Source organism: Spiractinospora alimapuensis, assembly GCF_018437505.1.
In the GTDB taxonomy this organism is placed as follows: Bacteria; Actinomycetota; Actinomycetes; order Streptosporangiales; family Streptosporangiaceae; genus Spiractinospora; species Spiractinospora alimapuensis.
Map to the genome: position 1 here is coordinate 3,090,535 of NZ_CP072467.1, position 20,253 is coordinate 3,110,787.

Annotated in this window: 20 protein-coding genes; 12 read left to right on the forward strand and 8 right to left on the reverse strand. The window is 69.6% G+C overall.

Features of this window, described 5'->3' with window-relative positions; translation table 11 throughout:
• Positions 1-9 precede the first annotated feature (9 nt).
• On the reverse strand, positions 10-1,023 hold the full coding sequence (locus J4H86_RS14230) for an SLAC1 family transporter (RefSeq protein WP_236537810.1): 1,014 nt from the start codon (positions 1,021-1,023) through the stop codon (positions 10-12).
• Between the two features lie 157 nt (positions 1,024-1,180).
• Between J4H86_RS14230 and J4H86_RS14235 the strand changes: the two genes are divergently transcribed.
• Genes J4H86_RS14235 through J4H86_RS14245 form a run of 3 tightly spaced genes read left to right on the forward strand, consistent with a single transcriptional unit; the run spans position 1,181 to position 3,017 of the window.
• On the forward strand, positions 1,181-1,855 hold the full coding sequence (locus J4H86_RS14235; RefSeq protein ID WP_236537817.1) for a winged helix-turn-helix transcriptional regulator: 675 nt from the start codon (positions 1,181-1,183) through the stop codon (positions 1,853-1,855).
• Positions 1,852-2,454, forward strand: coding sequence for a dihydrofolate reductase family protein (locus J4H86_RS14240; RefSeq protein ID WP_236537819.1), 603 nt, complete (start codon positions 1,852-1,854; stop codon positions 2,452-2,454). Before J4H86_RS14235 ends, J4H86_RS14240 begins: the two co-directional genes overlap by 4 nt.
• Positions 2,454-3,017 (forward strand): dihydrofolate reductase family protein, encoded by a 564-nt coding sequence (locus tag J4H86_RS14245; RefSeq protein WP_236537821.1) that lies wholly within the window; start codon positions 2,454-2,456, stop codon positions 3,015-3,017. Before J4H86_RS14240 ends, J4H86_RS14245 begins: the two co-directional genes overlap by 1 nt.
• A 19-nt stretch (positions 3,018-3,036) precedes the next feature.
• Here J4H86_RS14245 and J4H86_RS14250 read toward each other — a convergent pair whose 3' ends face one another.
• Positions 3,037-4,164 (reverse strand): FAD-dependent oxidoreductase, encoded by a 1,128-nt coding sequence (locus J4H86_RS14250; protein ID WP_236537823.1) that lies wholly within the window; start codon positions 4,162-4,164, stop codon positions 3,037-3,039.
• A 140-nt stretch (positions 4,165-4,304) separates the two neighbouring features.
• Between J4H86_RS14250 and J4H86_RS14255 the strand changes: the two genes are divergently transcribed.
• From J4H86_RS14255 to J4H86_RS14285, 7 genes are all read left to right on the forward strand, one after another.
• Positions 4,305-4,967, forward strand: coding sequence for a LysE family translocator (locus J4H86_RS14255; RefSeq protein ID WP_236537824.1), 663 nt, complete (start codon positions 4,305-4,307; stop codon positions 4,965-4,967).
• Positions 4,968-5,079: 112 nt separating this feature from the next.
• Entirely contained in the window at positions 5,080-5,562 is a 483-nt protein-coding gene (locus J4H86_RS14260) for a YbaK/EbsC family protein (protein ID WP_236537826.1), read from the forward strand.
• 81 nt (positions 5,563-5,643) lie between these two features.
• Positions 5,644-6,075: a nitroreductase family deazaflavin-dependent oxidoreductase gene (locus tag J4H86_RS14265; RefSeq protein WP_330932414.1), complete on the forward strand. Its 432-nt coding sequence runs from the start codon at positions 5,644-5,646 to the stop codon at positions 6,073-6,075.
• A 301-nt stretch (positions 6,076-6,376) separates the two neighbouring features.
• Positions 6,377-6,607 (forward strand): hypothetical protein, encoded by a 231-nt coding sequence (locus tag J4H86_RS14270; RefSeq protein ID WP_236537834.1) that lies wholly within the window; start codon positions 6,377-6,379, stop codon positions 6,605-6,607.
• A gap of 1,257 nt (positions 6,608-7,864) precedes the next feature.
• The gene (locus J4H86_RS14275; RefSeq protein WP_236537835.1) at positions 7,865-9,073 is read left to right on the forward strand and encodes a tetratricopeptide repeat protein; all 1,209 of its coding nucleotides are present in this window, start codon (positions 7,865-7,867) and stop codon (positions 9,071-9,073) included.
• A 176-nt stretch (positions 9,074-9,249) separates the two neighbouring features.
• The gene (locus tag J4H86_RS14280; protein WP_394356373.1) at positions 9,250-10,794 is read left to right on the forward strand and encodes an AbgT family transporter; all 1,545 of its coding nucleotides are present in this window, start codon (positions 9,250-9,252) and stop codon (positions 10,792-10,794) included.
• Positions 10,795-10,879: 85 nt separating this feature from the next.
• Positions 10,880-12,025 carry a M20 family metallopeptidase gene (locus tag J4H86_RS14285; protein WP_236537844.1) on the forward strand — a complete coding sequence of 382 codons (1,146 nt, stop codon included), beginning with the start codon at positions 10,880-10,882 and terminating at the stop codon, positions 12,023-12,025.
• Between the two features lie 6 nt (positions 12,026-12,031).
• On the opposite strand, the gene J4H86_RS14290 is transcribed toward J4H86_RS14285, so the two are convergent.
• Genes J4H86_RS14290 through J4H86_RS14300 form a run of 3 tightly spaced genes read right to left on the reverse strand, consistent with a single transcriptional unit; the run spans position 12,032 to position 13,884 of the window.
• Positions 12,032-12,421 carry a type II toxin-antitoxin system VapC family toxin gene (locus J4H86_RS14290; RefSeq protein ID WP_236537851.1) on the reverse strand — a complete coding sequence of 130 codons (390 nt, stop codon included), beginning with the start codon at positions 12,419-12,421 and terminating at the stop codon, positions 12,032-12,034.
• Entirely contained in the window at positions 12,418-12,648 is a 231-nt protein-coding gene (locus tag J4H86_RS14295) for a type II toxin-antitoxin system Phd/YefM family antitoxin (RefSeq protein WP_236537853.1), read from the reverse strand. The genes J4H86_RS14290 and J4H86_RS14295 overlap by 4 nt, the downstream gene beginning before the upstream one ends.
• A 27-nt stretch (positions 12,649-12,675) precedes the next feature.
• Positions 12,676-13,884, reverse strand: coding sequence for an FAD-dependent monooxygenase (locus J4H86_RS14300; RefSeq protein ID WP_236537854.1), 1,209 nt, complete (start codon positions 13,882-13,884; stop codon positions 12,676-12,678).
• Between the two features lie 111 nt (positions 13,885-13,995).
• On the opposite strand from J4H86_RS14300, the gene J4H86_RS14305 reads away from it, so the two are divergent.
• Both J4H86_RS14305 and J4H86_RS14310 read left to right on the forward strand, forming a co-directional pair.
• Complete coding sequence (locus J4H86_RS14305; RefSeq protein WP_236537855.1) at positions 13,996-14,670, forward strand: PadR family transcriptional regulator; 675 nt, start codon at positions 13,996-13,998, stop codon at positions 14,668-14,670.
• 218 nt (positions 14,671-14,888) lie between these two features.
• Positions 14,889-16,367, forward strand: coding sequence for an NCS2 family permease (locus tag J4H86_RS14310; RefSeq protein WP_236537857.1), 1,479 nt, complete (start codon positions 14,889-14,891; stop codon positions 16,365-16,367).
• Positions 16,368-16,467: 100 nt separating this feature from the next.
• On the opposite strand, the gene J4H86_RS14315 is transcribed toward J4H86_RS14310, so the two are convergent.
• Genes J4H86_RS14315 through J4H86_RS14325 form a run of 3 tightly spaced genes read right to left on the reverse strand, consistent with a single transcriptional unit; the run spans position 16,468 to position 20,239 of the window.
• Positions 16,468-18,288, reverse strand: a complete 1,821-nt coding sequence (locus J4H86_RS14315; RefSeq protein WP_236537858.1) for an IucA/IucC family protein — start codon at positions 18,286-18,288, stop codon at positions 16,468-16,470.
• The gene (locus J4H86_RS14320) at positions 18,285-18,875 is read right to left on the reverse strand and encodes a GNAT family N-acetyltransferase (RefSeq protein ID WP_236537860.1); all 591 of its coding nucleotides are present in this window, start codon (positions 18,873-18,875) and stop codon (positions 18,285-18,287) included. The genes J4H86_RS14315 and J4H86_RS14320 overlap by 4 nt, the downstream gene beginning before the upstream one ends.
• A complete protein-coding gene (locus J4H86_RS14325; protein ID WP_236537861.1) occupies positions 18,872-20,239 on the reverse strand; it encodes a lysine N(6)-hydroxylase/L-ornithine N(5)-oxygenase family protein in 1,368 nt (455 codons plus the stop codon). The genes J4H86_RS14320 and J4H86_RS14325 overlap by 4 nt, the downstream gene beginning before the upstream one ends.
• Positions 20,240-20,253: the final 14 nt, after the last annotated feature.

Here is a 20,253-nt window from a genome sequence, read left to right on the forward strand (position 1 = left end):
GGCGAATGATCAGGCGTGCTGGGGGTGCGCGCCGGAGCCCACCCGGATCCGGCCCACCACGTGCCGGAGCGCGCCGACCCCCACGACCGCCCAGACCACAAGCGCCGGCCAAACGAGCACGGCGCCGACGAGGCTGAGAAGCGGGAAACCGAGGACCGAACCGGCGATCATGCACGCGACCGCGGTCATCCCCAGCGGGAAGACGGTGGACCATCGCCGCACGTTGTAGCGCAGGCGCGGCCAGCGGATCTCGCACGCCACCAGCACCAGGTACCAGGCGAGAGCGACCGCGACCATCGCCCAGGTGAAGCCGGCGAGCACGGCGTGGGCGGGGACCGCGCCCCAGTAGTCCACGCGCTGCGCGCCCCACGCCACCCCGGTCAGTCGCGCCGCCGCCAGGGCGGAGATGGCGGTGGCGCCGCCCGCCACCCAGTGGTCGCCGGCCCCCACCCGGAGCTGGGCGAAGTCGAAACGCTGCAGCACCCAGACGTAGAGGACCAGGCCGAGCAGGAAGACCGCGATTCCGGGCCAGAGGACCCAGGGGGTTCCCCGGGCGGTCGCGAGCGCGGCGGCGAGGACCACGACGGACTGCGTCGACACGCATACCAGATAGGCCGCCCCCGGCAGCGCACGCCGCAGGTGGCCGAGCACGAGCACCAGCACCGGAACCCACAGCACGGCGGCGAGCGCCAACATCACCGCGCCGACCGGCAGCCAGCCCAGCATCACCACCCGCACGCCGAGGACCGCCGTACCCGCGACCCCGGTCAGCGCCGCCGGCGTCACCGCGTCGCGCAGCCACTTCTCCCAGTCCCGCCCCAGCCGAACGGCGAACACCGACGCGAGCCCCACCCACAGTGCCGCCGCGACCACCAACAGCACCAGCGACAGCCACTCGACGCCCACCAGGTGGAGCCCGATCGAGATGATCCCGGTCCCCATCACCTCCGCGCCCGACGCCGGGGTGACCGCCCGAACCTCCGCCACCGCCCGGCCCCGCGTGCCACCCGGTACATCTCCCATGGACGCCGCCCTTCGGACCAAAGCACTCGATGGCAGGTTCGTTACCGAACTCTGGTCAGCGCATTGCCAGGGCCGGGCAAAGAGCCCATCTCCACAGGCGGAGAGCGAAAACGCGTTCGACTTGCAAAAAACAAGTACATGATGGTTGAATGCAAGCATGCGAAGCTACGCGGACGCCTGCGGAATCACTCGGGCCCTCGACCTGGTCGGGGAGCGCTGGGCCATACCTGTGGTGCGCGAGCTGATGTTCGGCCCGCGTCGGTACTCGGACCTCGCCACCGCCCTCCCGGGGGTGAGTACGAACATCCTCGGGTCCCGCCTCAAGGAACTGACCGAGGCCGGCGTGGTCGAGAAGCGCCGGTTGCCCGCACCCGCGGCCTCCACCGTCTACGCGCTGACCCCCTGGGGCGAGGCTCTCGAACCCGTCCTGATCGCGCTGGGACGCTGGGCCGCCCACACACCGACCGACCTGGAGAACCACGCCTTCAGCGCCTCATCGTTCGCGCTGTCCCTGAAGACGACGTTCGACCCGGTCGCGGCCGCCGAGGTGAATGTCCGCCTGTGCCTGGAGATGGGGGAGGACGTGTTCGACGCCGAGGTCGGCGACGGAGCGTTCGCGATCCAGCGGTCCCCCGATCCGGCCCGGGCCTCCGCCTCCACGACGCGCGTCGTGGCCGAGCCGAAGACCCTCGCCGACCTCGTCTACGCGGATCTCGACCTGACCGAGGCGACGAGGAACGGCTCGCTACGCCTCGACGGGTCGGCCCGATCCGTCGACAGCTTCACCCGATGCTTCACCCTGCCCGAACGACAGAAGGAAGGAATTCGATGAGCGACGTCATCGCGGACATATCCATGTCCCTGGACGGCTACGTCACTGGTCCAGAACCAGGTCGTGAAAGCGGCCTCGGCCGCGACGGGGAGGCGATCCAGCGGTGGGTCTTCTCCTCCCACGAATCACCACAGGACCGCGCCATCCTCGAAGCGGCGGCCAAGGCACCCGGCGCGGTGATCATGGGCCGGAACACCTTCGACTTCGTCGACGGCCCGAACGGTTGGAACGCGGAGATCGGCTTCGGCTACGACCAGCCGACCCAGTCGTGGCCGCCGGTCTTCGTCGTCACGCACGCGGCCCCCGAAGCCCCCCGGCTCACGACGGGGTTCACCTTCGTCACCGACGGAATCGACGCGGCGCTGAAGGCGGCCCGTGACGCGGCCGGCGGACGCGAGGTCGTCGTCATGGGCGGAGCCAGCGTGATCGACCAGGCCCTCGCCGCCGGGCTCGTCAACCGCCTGCGCATCCACCTCTCGCCGGTCGTCATGGGGTCCGGCACCCGACTGTTCGACCTGGTCGACGAGCGAGTCCTCCTCAGCCAGAGCGACGTCGTCGTGACACCGAACGCCACCCACCTGACCTACGAGGTGAACTAATGGGACGCCTTATCGTCTACGAATTCTGCTCCATCGACGGCCGGTTCGACGGTCCCGCGGGCGAGGAGATGGACTGGGTCCAGCGGAACTTCAGCCTGGAGATCGAACAGGACCTGGCCAAGCAGTACACGCGGATCGGCGCCTTCCTGATGGGCCGGTCCACGTTCGACGCGCTCGCCTCGTACTGGCCGACGCCGGCCGCCGCGCACGAGCACCTCGTCGACGCGATGAACACCATTCCCAAGCTCGTCGTGTCCCACCGCCCCGACGTCGACGCCTGGCCCGGATCGCACCACCTCGGGCCCGACCCCCTGTCAGCGCTGCGCGAGGAGCTGGCGGCGCGTGGGGACATCATGCTCATCGGGAGCCACGACGTCGCGCGCCAGCTCGCCGACGCCGACCTCGTCGACGAGTACCGTCTCCTGGTTATCCCCGAGATCGTCGGTGGCGGCCGGGTGCTCTTCCCCGACTCCGGCCCGCCGAGTCGGTGGACCACGACGCGTTCGGAGCGGTTCGACACCGGCGCGGTCGCCCTGCACCTCTCGCGGCCACCGCGCGAGTGAGCGGCTCCCGCCGCGCGCCCTACTCGGGCAGCGCGAAGCGGGGCGACAGGGGCCCGTTGCCGGCGACGAGGTCGGCGGCGACTCCACCGATGAGGGGGGCGAACTTCGCGCCGTGGCCGGAACACGGCGAACATACGACGACGGGTCCCCGGCGGTCGAGGACGAAGTCCTCGTTGTCGGTGGAGGTGTACAGGCAGGTGGACTCGGCGAACGGTTGGCCGCTCAGGCCGGGGAGCCACTCCTCCACATAGTCGCGGACACGTTTGCGGGCCGCCGGGTTGACGACGCCGGTGCGTGAGTCGCCGGTCGTGGGGACCGCGTCCGGATCTCGGTACTCGGTGACCTTCCGGCCCCGGTCCGGGCCGCCGTCCCGACCGCCGGGGGTCGAGTAGTAGACCGGCGCGCCCCAGTGGATGGTGACCGGCCACTCCACTCGGGGATCCCGGCGCGGGAAGTGGAAGACGTTGTGCTGCGTCACCGTCATCCGTGGCAGCGGAACGAGGCCGCCAAGGAGGTCAGGGGCCCAGGGTCCGGCGGCGACCACCACACGTCGCGCCGTGAACGTGCCGCGGTCGGTCTCGATCCTCGCCCTGGCGTCCGGCCCGTCGTCGGGAACCGAGATCCGACGCACCTCCGTCTCGGCCTGGATCGTCACCCCCCGGTGGCGGGCACGGTCGAGGAACGCCGCCACCGCCGCGTCGGCGTCCACGGTTCCGGCGGCGGGGTGGAACAGCGCCGTGTGCTCGAAGCGGAGACCCGGCCACCGCTCGCCCGCGTCCCGGGGCGACAGCAGCTCGTGCTCCACGCCCTCGGCGCTGAGGGCTGCGGCGACGTCGCGGATCCGCTCCGGTGTTCCGTGGTCGACACCGCCGACCATCGACAGCAGCCGTTCCCCGGAGTCGTCCTCCAGCTCACGCCACAGGTCGATGGCCTTGGCGGCGAGCCGCACGTAGAAAGGATCCTCGTAGGCGTGGCGCACGATCCGCGCGCTGCCGTGCGAGCTGCCGTCGCGGTGCCCCAACTGGAAGCGTTCCAGGGCGAGAACCTCGTGTCCCCGCCGGGCGAGCTCCCACGCGGCCGCCGATCCCATGAGGCCGGTTCCGATGACCGCGACCTCGACGTCTCCCGACAGTCTCTGCGCGGACACGCCCCCACCCCACTCCCCGACTCGTCACCTCAGACTTATCACGACACATTGACCTGGCACGAGGCCAGGAAGGCAGGGAAAACCGTCCGGATCCGGCGCGGCTCGGGAGTTCGGCGACGAAATGCGACACAACGAGCGAGATGACCGACAATTTCCCCATGGACCTCGCTCTGCTACTGGCGTTCACCCTCGCGGTCCTGGTCGTGAGCGTCACTCCCGGGCCCGACCTCGTCTTCATCGGCGCGAACGCCCTCGCGTCCGGCCGGACCGTGGGAGTGGTCGCGGCGGCCGGAGTCAGTACGGGGCTCGCGGTGCACACGGTCGCCGTCGCGTTCGGGTTGGGGGCGCTCATCCACACGGCGCCGATGGTTCTGGACGCGGTGCGAATCGTTGGCGCCGGCGTCCTGATCGTCCTGGCCGTGGCGGCGCTCCGCTCGAGCAAGGAGGCGGACGGCGCGGCCTCCGAGGCGACGCCACCCGCGCGCTCGCTCACGCGGACGTTCGGCCTGGCGACCCTCACGAACCTGGCCAACCCGAAGGTGATCCTGTTCTTCCTCGCCTTCTTCCCCCAGTTCCTGACCGTCGGCCCGGGGAGCTGGCCGGTCACCGCGCAGCTCCTGGTGCTGGGAGCCGTCTACGTCGTTCTCTGCTTCGGGGTGACCGGGACGGTGGGGGCGCTGGTGGGCACGATGTCGGACCGGCTCACGCCGCGGACGGCGGCCCGACGCTGGCTCGGCCGCGCCGCCGCGGCGGTATTCGGTGGGCTCGCGGTCCGCCTCATCTGGGAAACCGCGTCCCCCTGACAATCGGGACCGCCCCCGGTACGGTCTTGCCCAAGAGTCCCGGCTCCCGCCGGCCTCGCCACACCCCACGGCTTGTCACCACAGCTCCGACGTTCGACCTGGGCCAGGAACAATGACTGACATCGCGCTGCACCCCAACGCACAGAACATCGCCGACATCCTCACGGTCAAGGGCCTGGCCGGGAGCCGTGTCCGCATGCTGCCCGAGCGGGCCGCGAGCGCGGCCGAGGCCGCCCGGCTGGTCGGCTGCGAGGTGGGTGCGATCGCCAACAGCCTCGTCTTCGACGCCGACGGCGAGGCCGTGCTCGTCCTGGCCAGCGGCGCGCACCGGGTCGACGCGGCGAAGGCGGCCAAGGCGCTGGAGGTCGCCGCGCTCCGGCGCGCCACCCCGGACTTCGTGCGGGAGGCGACCGGGCAGGTCATCGGTGGCGTCTCGCCAGTGGGTCACCCGGCACCACTGCGCACCCTCATCGACGAGGACCTCACCCAGTTCGAGCGGATCTGGGCCGCCGCCGGGCACCCGAACGCGGTCTTCTCGACGACCTACGCCGAACTCCTCGACATCACCGGCGCCACCCCCGCCGTCGTCGCCTGAGCGACCGCGCGGCCGACCCGAACGAGTACCGCCGGGGTGTCACACGGTAAGGCACCCCTCGACATGGGAATACTGCGAGGCATGAGCGAAGCCAACCGGGAACCGATCCTCTATGGACCCGAACACGTCCGTCGCTACCGGGAGACCAACGGCGCCGAGGGCCACCACTGGGTGCGCGGCACCACCGTCCTTCTCCTGACCACGACGGGCCGCAAGACCGGGGAGAAGCACACCACACCACTGATCTACCGCGAGATCGACGGGCGATACGTCATCGTCGCGTCCAACGGCGGCGCCGAGAATCACCCCGCGTGGTACCTGAACATCCAGGCCGACCCCGCGGTCGTGGCCCAGGTCGGGTCGGAGATGTTCCCCGCCCTGGCCAGCACGGCCAGCGACGCCGAACGCCCGATGCTCTGGTCGGAGATGACCGAGGTCTGGCCCGACTACGACGACTACCAGAAGACGACCGACCGGATCATCCCCGTCGTCGTCCTGGAGCCCAACACCTGACGGCGACCGCCGGCCGCGCGGGGGCGACGCCAGTCACCTGACCGATGTCTGGGCCCGGTGACGCTCCCTAGTCTGCCGTCATGACCACGAACAGCGGTGCGCCCCGAAAGACGCGCGTCGCCACCCAGCCACCGAACTTCGCCACTCCTAACGTGGGTGTGGTGATGTCCAGCGAGTGGCTGCTCGACACCCCGGAACGCCTGCGCGCTGCGGCCGACATGGTCGCGGCGTCGTGGCGTGCCGACGACTGGCCGGCGGGCGTCCTCTCCTACACCCTCCTGCTCGGCACCGACGGCTCCACATGCTCGACTCCCCCACCCCCGAAGAGGAACCCACCGGCGGTTCCGGCCTCGTCTCCGCCCACTTCCACATCAGCCCCGACGGCACCGAGCTCCTCAACCACGCCCAGTGGACCAACGACGCCGCCTACCGCACCGCCATGGGCCTCGCCGAAATCGACCCACTCCCGGACGGAGTCCAGCAGTTCACCCTGCACTCCACCCTGCTCCCCACACCCACCCCAAACGCGTGAACCCCACCAGCCGCCGCCGACACTGACCCACCCCCACCCGAGACCCTCGCCGAGGATCAACGCCGAACAAGAGCCCATCCCCGCATGCGGGGAGCGGACGCCGCCGACGAAGGGATGAAGCTGTACGACGGGCCATCCCGCGCGCGGGGAGCGGACGCCCGTGTGGGCGGAACGCCAGCACGAAGAGGAGGGACCATCCCCGTGTGCGGGGAGCGGACATGGGTGGTCTCGGCCGTGGTGCCTGGAGTGGGGGATCATCCCCGCGTGCGAGGAGCGGACCCCTGACCTATCCTGAGGGGGCGGGACCGGGGTACTGCTTTTACCCCGGTCCCTCCGCTAGCGGCGGCGGGATCATCCCCGCGCGCGGGGAGCAGACCTCCGGGGACAGCCCAGCGGCCCGTGCGACGCGGGATCATCCCCGCGCGCGGGGAGCAGACACTTGATGACCAGCGGACTTACCGCTGGCAAGCAGCGAAATTCTTCACTTCTCGAAACTCCGACATAACGGGCGCCATCCCGAACCCAATACACCGTTCACCGGATTGTCCCATCATGGTGCGGGGCACTAACGCCACACACCCATCCCCAGAACCACCACCCAACTAGCCCGAACCCCCCATGCGGCAAGCCGAGGGGAGCAGACATCCCGGAGGCGCTGAGGCGGGATGTTCCCCTCGCGGGGAGCGGACTACGGACCCAACGCCGAGGCGGCGATCGATGGGGGACCATCCCCGCGCGGGGAGCAGACTGCGCCACTGCGAAGACATCGGGACGGGGGTCAGGGTCATCCCCGCGCGCGGGCAGCGGACTCTGAGGCGGACGGTGACCTGAACGCGTGGGTGGGACCATCCCCGCGCGCGGGGCGTGGACACACTTGGTGACCAGCGGACTTACCGCTGGCAAGCAGCGAAATTCTTCACTTCTCGAACCTCTGACATAACGGACGCCACCACGAACCCAATAGACCGTTCACCGCATTGTCCCACCACCAGCGCCACACGACGAGCCGCGAGCGCTTCTCGGGCACCACTGTCACGGTCGGTGAACCCCGGTGCGGACGGCCGGACCACCTGCTGCTCCTGGGGAGGGTGCGTCCGGGCCATACCGTTCGGGACGGGCGCGGTCCACTGTTCGGTTGGGTGGATACGCTACGGAGACGGCCGCCCGGCGACATCGGTCATCTGACTGCGATCATCCACCGGGCACGGTGTGCGGTCGTCACCCCCAAAGGACCCCTCGGGCAGTGAGGAACCGACGATGGCTGAGCAGGGCCTGCCGGCGCGAACGGTGGAGCGGGCGATCGCGGAGGTCCTCGCCTGTCTCGATCCGAACGGGGCACCGACGTCCAGCCTGGGCCTCACCCCCGAGTTGGCGGAGTACCTGCGGCGGGCGGCCATGGACGCCTCGGGGTGGGGCCGGTTCACGGCGCGGGTGCTGGGGCGTCCCCGGTTCTCGCCCCAGGACCTCAAGGCCTGGCTGGGGCGGCTGGCGCGCGGAGGGACGGTGGACCTCGACGCGCGTGACGCCGAGAACGAATGGGACGTCGTCGCCACCATGTCCCCCCGAACCCGCACGGCGCTGCTCGACGGGATGGAGCCCGAGCGGTTCCACCAGGCCGTCCGGGTGGCGGCCGCGGTTCTGCAGAACACGTGGCTGGACGCGGACATGTACGCCCAGGACGAGTGGGGCGGACCCATGACCGAGGAGACCGAGCGGTCGCTGTTCGCCAACCTGCGCGCCCTGCGCGCGGTCGCGGGGGACCGTCTCGTCCAGCCGGAGGCCTGCGAACTGCTGCACTGGGTCGGCTACCACTACCGCGACTCGCCCCGCCACTCGCCCGCCGAGCACGTCGCCTACCTGGACGACCTGCTCACGACGACCGAGTCTCTCCTCGGCGCCGAGCACCACAGCACCCTGCGGATCCAGAGCGAGCTGGGCGAGGCGCACGGCCGCGCCGGAGACAACGAGGCCGCGAGCGCGCTGCACGAACGGGTCCTCACCAACCGCCGGACCACCTTGGGGCCCAACCACCCGGAGACCCTCGACGCGATGGGGCTCCTCGGTGGCTCCCGACGGGCCACCGGCCAACTCGACGAGGCGGCCGAGCTGCTCGAACGCGCCGTCAGCGGCCTGCGCGACAGCGCGGGGCCAACCGCGCTCGAACTCGACCGCCACCGCGACGCCCTGGTCGACACCTACCGCGACCTGGGACGGGCGGACGACGCCCTCGCCCTACGCCACGAGTACGTCGCCGCCGTCGAGAAGCGGTTCGGCGCCTCTCACCCCATGACGTTGGGGGCGCGCAACGAACTCGCGGCGACGTTCGCCGCGCTGCGACGCCGCCACGACGCGGAGCGCGAGTACCGAGCCGTCCTCGACATCGTGGCCGACCAGGATCGCCCCGCGACCAGCGCGGACCCGGAGCTCGTCACGGAGGCGCGGAAGGGTCTCGCCGAACTCGGCTGACGATAAGTTGATCACGTTCACGCGACGTCTCGTGCTTCGCGCTGGCCCCGGGCCGTACCGCGATGGCAGGGTGAACCCCTTGCCTGATCCGCCGGGACCGACGGGGGCGCGCGACGTGCCCTGACTGGCTCCGGGCGTGCCGGGCGACAGCGACGCCGAGGCGATCCAGGAGCACCATGAGCGTTAGCGACTCCGCCCCTCCCAAGGGCCCGATGCGCCTGCTACTCGGAACCCTGCAGGGCATCGAACGGGTGGGGAACAAACTCCCGCACCCCTTCTGGCTGTTCACCATCCTCGCCGGGTTCGTGGTCCTGCTCAGCGCGGTCCTGGAGTGGGCCGGCGCCTTCGCGGTCTCCCCGGAGGACGGGGAACGGATCGAGGTCCAGAGCCTCGTCTCCCGCGAGGGCGTCCACATGATGTTGACGGACGCGGTGGAGAACTTCGCGACCTTCCCCCCGTTCGCGCTCATCATCACGGTGATGTTGGGCGTCGCGGTGGCCGAGCGCGGTGGGCTGCTGAACGCGATGCTGCGGGGCAGTGTCGTCCGTGTGCCCCCGAAGTACCTGACGTTCATGCTGGCCTTCACCGGCGTCTCGGCGAGTGTCGCCTCGGACGCGGCGTACGTGGTGCTGCTGCCGCTGGGCGCGCTCGCGTTCCAGGCGGTGGGCCGTAGCCCGATCCTCGGACTGATCGTGGCGTTCGGCTCGGTGTCGGCCGGCTACGACGCGTCCATCTTCGTCACCGCGACCGACGTCATCTTCGCCGGGCTCAGCAGCGACGCGGCCCGGCTCATCACCGACGGCTACACGGTCTCGCCTCTGGCGAACTATTTCTTCAACGTGGTGTCCGCGATCGTCCTGGCCCTGATGATCACCCTGGTGACGGAGTTCGTGCTCACCCGCCGCACCCAGAACATGGTGGCCGACGGCGAGGGGGTGGACAACACCCTCGGGGAGATGCAACTCCGGCCGGAGGAACGGCGAGGTCTGCTCGTCACCGGCATCGTGTTCCTCGTCTTCGTCGGCGTGGTCGTCGCGCTGCTCGTCCCCTCGAACTCCTGGTTCCGCGGCGAGGACGGGGGTGTGATCTCCTCGCCCATCATCACCGGCATCGCTCCGGTACTGGGCCTGTTGTTCCTCGTGACCGGCTACGCCTACGGCCGCACGGTGGGCACCTTCACCCGCGCCCGCGAGGTCCCCGCCGCCATGGCCTCCGGTGTGCGGGAGCTCGCCCCCGTCATCGTGCTGTTCTTCGCCGCCGCCCAGTTCCTCGCCTACTTCGGCTGGAGCAACATGGGGACGGTGCTCGCGATCCGGGGCGCGGACGTACTGGGCTCGGCCGGCGTCCCGTCGTTGGTGTTGCTGCTGGCGTTCGTCCTGCTCGCCACCGTCATGAACATGTTCATCACCAGCGGATCGGCACAGTGGGCACTGATCGCTCCGGTGTTCGTGCCCATGTTCATGCTCCTGAACATCTCGCCGGAGACCACCCAGGCCGCCTACCGGATCGCGGACTCCAGCACCAACCTGATCAGCCCGATGAGCCCCTACTTCGTCATGGCCCTCGGCTTCCTACAGCGCTACCGCAAGGACGCCGGCATCGGGACCCTGATCTCCTTGACACTGCCCATCTCCATCACGGTGCTGTTGAGCTGGAGTGCCGTGTTCGTCTTGTGGTGGCTGTTCGGCCTCCCGCTCGGCCCCGGCGTGCCGATCCGCTGAGCCCGTTCCCGCGTCCGACCCCGACCCCACACACTCGGCACCGACTGGGCGGCGGCACACCGACCGCCCACCGAAGGAGAACCGGATGACCGCGACCGCGATCGCCAAGCTGGCCGAACGGGACCTCGCCCTGATCCTCGGGGACATCGCGTGGATCGTGAACCACGAGACGCCGAGCAAGAACAAACCGCTACTCGACACCGGACTGGCGGCGATCGAGTCCTGGATCCACAGCCGGCTCGGGGATCCCAGCCATCGGGAGCGGCACGACGGCGGCGAGGACGGCGACGTGCTCGAGCTGCGCTACCCGGGCACCGCGAACGGCTCGGTGCTGCTCCTCGGCCACTACGACACCGTGTGGCCCGAGGGAACCCTCGAGGAGTGGCCGGTCTCCACCGACGGCAAGCGGATGAGCGGTCCCGGTGTGTTGGACATGAAGGCCGGAGTGGTGCAGGGAGTATGGGCCGTGCACGCGCTGCGCGAGCTCGGCCTGCCACACCCGGAGATCCGGATCCTCCTCAACGGCGACGAGGAGGTGGGATCGCACGCCTCCCGCCCGCACATCGAGGCGGCGAGCGCCGACGTGGACGCCACGCTCGTCCTCGAGCCCAGCCGCGCCGGCCAGGTCAAGACCGGGCGCGCCGGGATGGGGTTCGTGGACGTCAGCGTCCACGGGGTGGAGTCCCACGCCGGCCTGGATCCGACGGCGGGCGCCAGCGCGGTGCACGCCCTCGCCGAGATCGTCCCCCAGCTCACGGCGATGGCAGCTCCAGAGCTGGGCACGACCGTGAACGTCGGGGTGCTCGACGGCGGCACCCAGCGCAACGTGATCGCCGGTCACGCGCGCTGCGCCGTCGACGTCCGGGTGAAGGTCCCCGAGGAGATGTCCCGCGTCGACGCCGCGCTCGGCACGCTCACGGTGTCGGACCCACGGGTGAAGGTGGTCGTGGACACCGAGTGGAACCGTCCCCCGATGACCCCGAACCCGCCGTCGGCGGCCCTGTTCGGCCAGGCGCGGGAGGTCGCCGAGGAGCTCGGCTTCACGCTGGGCGAGACGTTCGTCGGCGGGGCGAGCGACGCCAACTTCGTGTCCGCGCTGGGGCGCGGCGTCCTGTGCGGCCTGGGCGCGGTCGGCGAGGGCCCCCACGCCCGGACCGAGTACATCGTCCCGAAGAGCGTCCCCACCCAGATCGCCCTCGTCGCCGGACTCCTCAACCGGCTGGGTGAGTGACCCCCGTTACTCCGTTGGAGCAGGCCACCACGCGTGCTCCAGGTTCTCCCGGATCTTACGGTCCTTCGTCACCAACACGCTGGAAGTCGAGGCGGCGTGTGCGGCAAGCAGGCGGTCGAAAGGGTCCCTTGTCCACTGAAGCGAAAGCGCCTCAGAAAAAACGGACATGGATGAAGGGTCCGTGAATGTGAGTTCCAATCGGGGCGCCAGATAATTGATGATTTCCTGAGAAGGGACATTCAACCGTCCGATCTCGTATAGGTACTGCAGCTCGAGGTTCACCACCGGCGATAGGCCGATCTCCTCAACATCCAGGCGCTTGAGAACCGCGTCGGGAACGAGCACGAGTGGGTCCTTGTACAGCCAGACAACCACATGTGTATCGAGGAGGATCACGACTCGGGCTCCCATTCTCCGGACCAGTCGAGGTGCACGAAGTCTTCAGGATCCCCCGCGAACGCTCCAGGATGAGACTCAAGCCGATCGACCTTGGAACCGAAGTGCCCGGGGATTATGTAGAGGGTCTGACCACCGCGCTCGATTTCCAACGGGGCACCAGTCGTCAGGACCTCATCCAGTAACTGGTATACGTTGCGCCTCAGTTCCGATGCCGTCACTGCCATGGGACACTCCCTCTCCGCGTACGTACGTCAAGCATATCCGAACGTACGAGCCGGGCTCTCCCACTCGATGTGGTGGGTGTAGAGCCAGTGGTCCTCGCGGGCCTGGCCGCGGGCGACGAGGTTGAGGACGAAGGGGTAGGTGAGGTCGCGGACGATCCGACCGAAGGAGCCGACGGCTTTCTGGTCGCCGCTGCGCTTGCCGAAGGCGACGACCTTCTCGACACGGTCGCGCCGTGTGGCCTCATACGTGGTGAACGCGTCCTCGATGCTGGCGCTGTCCCGGAGGCACTGTGCCAGCACGACGGCGTCCTCCATCGCCATTGACGCGCCCTGGCCCGAGGCGGGGGACATGGCGTGGACGGAGTCGCCGACGAGGACGGTCCTACCGCTGTGCCACGTGGGCACGGTCGGAAGGTCGTAGGTGTTCCATCCGGCGAGCACGTCCTCGGTGGCCCTGATGATCCTCTTGGCCGGCGAGCGGTCCCGGGCGACGAGCCCGATCAGGTTTTCCCGCCACTCCTCCGAGGAGATGGCGGCCAGTTCCTCCCGGCTGAGTTCCCGGGGCGCCGGGGTGTTGGCGAACCACCACACCTCGCCGTTGGGGTTCTTGGTCCAACTGAAGAAGCAGTCGTGCCCGAACATCATCTGCATCACGCCGACCTCGCCGGGGACGTCGACGCCCTGGGCGAAGCCACCCGCGTTACCGAGGCCGAGGTAGCGGGGCTGGGGGGCCTCCGGGTCGATCAGTTCCCTGGTGCGCGACCGGACGCCGTCCGCGCCGACCAGCAGGTCACCGACCTCCTCGGTTCCGTCCGCGAAGATCGCCCGAACGCCGTCGGCCTCGGTGCGCGTGTCCACGAGTCGCTTGCCGTATTGGACGTTCACGCCCGCCTGGAGCGCGGCGTCGGCCAGCGCCGCGTAGAGGTCGGAGCGACGCATGGTCTGGGTGGTGGTGCCGCCGCGCCCGTTCCCCAGTGGCAGCCGGCCCCAGTGTCGACCGGTCCCCGAGTAGAAGTCCATGGCGGGGGTCGCGAACCCGAGCCCGTCCACCACGTGTCCGAGGTCAACCGCGCGTAGGGCGTCGACGCCGTTCGCGGCGAGCCCCAGGAACGCCCCGACGCCGTGGGCTCCGCGGGGGAACGACTCGGAGAGCGTCACGTCCATGCCCAGGCGGCGCAGCGCCACCGCCGTGACCGGTCCGGCGATTCCGCCTCCGACGATGAGTGCCTTCGTCATCTCGCACCTCCATGCGCTTAGTTATTTTATAACTATATATATAATGACTAAGACGTCAAGCTGGTTTCCTGGGAAGGATCCCGGCGGTCGGGACGCGGAGAGGGGGCGACCATGGGCGCGGCCACGCGTGGGCGGAAGCGTTCCGGGCTGGCGGTGCAGCTACTGCTGCTCCTCGTGGAGGCGCCGATGCACGCCTATCGGATGCAACAGCTCATCCGGGAACGAAACAAGGACGAGGTCGTCAACATCGCCCAGCGCAACAGCATCTACCAGACGCTGGACCGCCTGGCGCGAGACGAGCTGATCACGGTGCTCGACACCGAACGCCAACACAACCGCCCGGACCGCACCATCTACTCGATCACCCCCGAGGGGCGCGACGTCCTCCACGACTGGCTGGGCACCATGCTGTCCACCCCGGCGCGCGAGTTCCCCGAGTTCCCGGTCGCGCTGGCCTCCTTGCCAGCCCTGGAGCCACGCGAGGTCGAGGACTTCCTGCGGACGCGAGTCGAGCACCTGGACGGCGAACTCGCCCGGTTCGACGCCGAGCGCGCGGCCACCCAGACCATGGGCCTCCCACGCCTGTTCACGCTGGAGGACGAGTACCGTCGGGCCGTGCTCGAGACCGAACGGCACTGGGTGGCCGGCGTCCTCGAGGACCTCGCCGAAGGGCGGCTCACCTGGAGCGGCGAGTGGCTCCGGGCGGTCGCCGAGGCCCAGGACGCCTCCCACCCGCAGGGCACCCCGAACGCTCCGGACGACACCAGCGTCACCGACGGCCGCTGACGGCCCCACCACGCTCCCCACCCCGGACACCACTGCGAGCGTCATCACAGTGCGGGCCGGACCGCGCGCGAAACCCCGACGGGAGAGGAAAATCGGGAAAAGGTCCGGTCCACCCACACCCGACGCTGTGCGTCCCATGACCGAGTCGCAACATTTCTCTGTCATGCTCTCGCTGCAGAATTGAGACGGTGGCCAGGGGCACCGAGAGCAGGGTGGACATGACGTCAGACAAGGCAGCATCCTCGCGGTCGTTTCCCGCACGGATAGCGATCGGCACCGACAACTTCTTCCGGATCAGCGAACGCGGTTCCTCCGTCAGCCGCGAGATCCGTGGTGGTGTGGTCACCTTCTTCGCGATGGCCTACATCATCGTGCTCAACCCGCTCATCCTCGGCACCGTCCCGGACGCGGAGGGGCAGTTCCTCGGCGGCGGGACCGAGCCCAACCTCGGCATGATCGCGGCGGCGACGGCACTCGTGGCCGGCGTCGTCACCATCCTCATGGGGATCGTGGCGAACTTCCCCATCGCGCTCGCCACCGGGCTGGGGCTGAACGCGTTCGTCGCGTTCGGCGTCGCGAGCCACATGACCTGGGCGGACGCCATGGGTCTCGTGGTCCTCGAGGGCGTGCTCATGCTCATCCTCGTCCTCACCGGGTTCCGGCGCGCCGTCTTCAACGCGGTCCCCCGGGGTCTGAAGACCGGCATCAGTGTCGGCATCGGCCTTTTCATCGCCTTCATCGGGCTGAGCAACGGCGGGTTCATCAACTCGACCCTCATCCCCAGTCCGCCCGTGGAACTCGGCACGGGCGGATCGCTGGCCGGCTGGCCGGTCGCGGTCTTCACCCTGGGCCTGATCGCGATGATCGTCCTGTACACGCTGAAGGTCCGTGGCGCCATCCTGTGGGCGATCATCGGCACCACCGTCCTCGCCGTCACCCTGGAACAGGTCCTGAAGATCGGTCCGGCGAGCGACGACAACCCGCTCGGCTGGAACCTGAACGCCCCCCAGCTACCGGACACCCTCTTCACCGTTCCGGACTTCTCACTGCTCGGGCACTTCAACCTGCTCGGTTCCTGGGAGAACGTCGGCCTCATCCTCGTCATCCTGCTGGTCTTCACGCTGCTGCTGAGCGACTTCTTCGACACCATGGGGACGATGGTGGCGGTCGGCGCCGAGGGGAACCTGCTGGACCAGCACGGCAACCCGATCAACGCGCAGCGGATCCTCGTCGTGGACTCCATCGGCACCCTCGCCGGCGGCGCCGGTGGCGTCTCCACCGCCACGTCATACATCGAGTCCGCGACCGGGGTCGGCGACGGCGCCCGCACCGGCCTGGCCAGCGTCGTCACGGGGCTGTGCTTCCTGCTCGCGACACTGCTGTCCCCCATCGTGCAGATGGTCCCCAACGAGGCCGCCGCCCCCGCCCTGGTGTTGGTCGGGTTCCTCATGATGACGCAGGTGGGCGGGATCGACTGGCGGGACCCGGAGATCGCGCTGCCGGCGTTCCTGACCATGGCGTTGATGCCGCTCGCCTACTCCATCAGCGTCGGCCTCGGGGCCGGATTCATCGCCTACACCGTGATGAAGGTCGCCCGCCGCAAGTGGCGCGAGATCCACCCCCTGATGTGGGTGGTCGCCCTCGCCTTCGTGGTCTACTTTGCGCACGGACCCCTGCAACAGCTCATCGGCGGCTAGGCCGAAATCGGCGCGTGCCGGCGGATGTCGACCGACGGCGGTGTGGACCGTGCCCCCCTCTCCCATATGCCTGGAGGGGAGAGGGGGGACACGGCGTTTCCTAGCGGACGAACCGCGCGATGGGGTTGGTGAGTTCGCCGTGGAACTGCAACGACGCCGAGGGGTCGGGGTCGTCCAGGTCCACCATCTGGCGGTTGTCGCGCAGTTGCAGCCGGTTCAGGCACGAGAGCTGGAAGGTGGCGGCGAAGAGGTCGTCCCGGACGAACCGGTCCGCGAGCTGCGGCATGGAGTCCTGGTAGTCCCGGACGCACTCGGCGACGGTCCGCCAGAAGGTGTCCTCGTCCAACAGCTCCTCCTCGCACAGGATCGCGTTCAGGAACCGCAGGAAGCAGTCGAACACGTCGGTGAGGATTGACAGCGTCCGCAGGTGGGCGGGCACGTCGATGGCGATCCGCTCAACACCCGACGGGAGCACGGCGTCGGGGTCCAGCACGCCGACCTCCTCCCCGATGTCCTTCATGAACACCCGGGCGGGGACGCCGTCCCGCAGGACCAGCACCAGGTTCTCGCCGTGCGGCATGAACACGAGGTCGTGGGCGTAGAAGCAGTGCAGGACCGGGACCAGGTAGGCGTCGAGGTAGCGCCGGATCCACTCCCCGGGCTCCAGGCCCGACTCGGCGACGTATGCGCCGACGACGGAACGACCCTCCGGGTCGACGTGCAGCAGTGACGCCATCGTCGCCAGCCGCTCCCCGTCGCGCGTGAAGGAGAGCGGGCTCTCCCGCCACAGCGCGGCGAGCATTTTGCGGTACGGGGACCCCTTCCCCGTGGCCGCGAGGTACTGACGGTGGTGGTACCCGATCGCCGCCCGTTCCCGCAGGACGGAGAACCCGCGTTCGCGCAGGAACCCGTCCTCCGACACCACCGAGGCCACCCAGTCGTTGATCGCCGGGGTGTCGCGCATGTACTCGGCGGACAGGCCGCGCAGGAACCCCATGTTGAGCACGGACATGGCGGTCTTCACGTAGTGCCGGCGCGGGTTCGCGACGTTGAACAGGGTGCGCACGGACTGCTGGGGCTGGTACTCGTCGTCTCCCTCCCCCAGGTACACGAGGTCCTGGCGCGCCACCTCCCCGGCGAAGGCCACCGCGAGCTTGTTGGACCACTGCCAGGGGTGGACGGGGATGAGGTGGTAGTCCACCGGGTCGACCCCCAGCGCCGTCAACCGACGGAGGAACCGGCGCCGCGTCGCCTCGTCCAGCTCGGCCCGGATCAGCTCGCCGTGGTCCACGCCCGCGCCGACCGCGACGGTGCACCGTTCCCGCCGCGCCGCCAGCCAGGCCAGCCGCATCCGGGGAGCGGCCTCCGGCGCGTAGGCGTGGTACTCCGAGGCGTCGATCCCGATCCGCCCGTTGTTGGCGACGAAGCAGGGATGGCCCTCGGTCATCCCCGCCTCGATGGTCTGGAAGTCCGCCGCCGCGAGCTCCGCGCTCGGCCGGGCCCGGGTGAGCTTGTAGGCGTAGCCGGCGAGGGTCGCGGTGATCTCCTCCAGGTAGACGGGCAGCACGTCGTCACTCAGCCCCAGTGCCTCGCGGAGGTCCAGCACGAGGTCCACCGCGTCCGGGGCCTCGGTGCTCCCTCCACGCACCCGGGTGACGCTCGCGGCGTCCACGCTCCAGTGGTCCAGCGCCAGGACCCGCGCCGCGTAACGGTACTCGGTCACTCCGTCGTCTCCACGGAGGACGTACTGGCCCGGTGCCGCGGCTTCGGGCGTGACCAGCCGCTCGTGCGCGAACTCGGCCAGCATCTTGCGGACCAGGTGCCGGTTGGCGCGCTCCCAGTTCCTGGGGGTGAGGTGGGCGGTCGCCTGGTGGACGGTCGAGCCCAGGAGGTCGGCGTCGGGTGCGGTGCGAATGCTCATGCGTTGGTTCCTCGCCAGTCGCGGGCGGCCCGGTACTGCTCGCGGGTGCAGAAGCTGAGCAGGGCCGTCTTCGTGGGCAGGGTGAGGGCGCGGTCGACCTCGAAGCCGACGGCGGCGTTGAGGACGCGGACACGGTGGTTCCGGGCGTCGGGTTCGACGACGACGCGGTGGACCGAGGCGTCGGCGAAGAGGAAGTCCATCACCGTGGTGATGACGGCGCGGGTGAAGCCGGTGCGTGGGTCGCTGGTGGGTGCGACGAGGAAGTGCATACCGACGTCCCCCGGTCGCGCGTCGTACCAGCCGACGAGTTCCCGGTGCGCGGGGTCGTAGCGCTCGGTCAGGAACGCCGGGTACTCCGTTCCGTCCGCCGTGTGCAGACCGAGGTAGGCGGCTCGGTGGGGGTCCGCGGCGATGGCGTGGTACTCGCGTTCGACGTCCGCCAGGGTCGCGGATCCCATCTCCCAGAAGGCGGATTTCGGATGGGTGAGCCACCGGTGCAGGGTCCGGAGGTCGTGCTCGAGGTCCACCGGTCGCAGCGTGAAGGCGCCCAGGGAGGGGTCGACGGTGGTGTGCCGGGTGGGTGTCATCGGATCGGCACCTCCCGGTGTGGGTGGGCCGGCGCGGGCTCCGCCTGGGGCGGTTGGGGCGGGGGGACCCCCGGAGCGGCCTCCTCGGGAACACCGAACTCCTGGAACGCGATCGCCCGCTCCACCGGGTAGACCTCGCGGCCCGCCAGCGCGCGGATGATCCAGGAGTTGCGGTGGGCGCCCATCCCCAGGTCAGGCGCGACGAGGCCGTGCGTGTGCAGCTCCGCGTTCTGCACGAAGATCTCCCCACCGCCGTGGTCGACGGTGTGGTCGCGCGCCACGTCGAACCGGCCGGAGGAGTCCCACCGGATCCGGTCCGCGATCGGGGCGAGGAACTCGGGGACCGTGTGGCGGTAGCCCGTCGCCAGGATCAGGCCCTGGGTGTCGTGGGTGAACCGCCGCTCCTGCTCCCGTTGACGCAGCGCCAGCCGGAACCGGCCGGGCTGGGTATCGGTGTCGACGCCGGTGACCTCGCTGTTCGTCATCAACCGCGCCGTGCGGCCGGAACCACGACTCTTCACGTAGAGGGTCTCGAAGATCTCGTCGATGAGGGTGGAGTCGATGCCCTTGTACAGCGACGCCTGGGCGGCGATCAGCGCGTCCCGCTGGGCGGGGGCGAGGGCGTGGAAGTAGTCGGTGTACTCCGGGGAGGTCATCTCCAGCGTGAGCTTGGTGTACTCCAACGGGTAGAAGCGCGGCGCGCGGGTCACCCAGGTCAGCGCGTAGCCGTGGTCGTCGACCCCTCGGAGCAGGTCCAGGAAGATCTCGGCCGCGCTCTGGCCGCTGCCGACGACGGTGAGGCTGTCGGCGGCACGCAGCTCGTCCCTGCGCCCCAGGTACTGGCCGCTGTGGACGGCGAGCCCCTCCAGTCCGCGGCAGGCCTCGGGGACGTAGGGCGGGGTTCCGGTGCCGAGCACCAACCGGTGTGCTCGGTGGGTGTGGGTCTCCCCGGTGTGGAGATGACGGCTGTGCACCGAGTAGGCATCGCCGTCGTGGGTGATCTCCGTGACGCGGTGTCCGAACCGGACGGCGGGGAGCTGGTCGGCCACCCAGCGGCAGTACTCGTTGTACTCCACGCGCAGGGGGAAGAAGGACTCGCGGATGTAGAAGGAGTACAGGCGCCCGGTGTGCTTGAGGAAGTTGAGGAAGCTGTACCGCGAGGTCGGGTCGGCCAGGGTGACGAGGTCCGCGAGGAAGGGCGTCTGAAGGTGGGTTCCCTCCAGCAGCATGCCGGGATGCCAGTCGAAGGTGGGGTTCTCGTCGAGGAAGACGCCGTCGAGGTCGTCGATGGGGTCGGTGAGAGCGGCGAGGCCGAGGTTGAAGGGGCCAACCCCGACCGCGACGAAGTCATGCGGTGTGGACACGTCCGGGCTCTTTC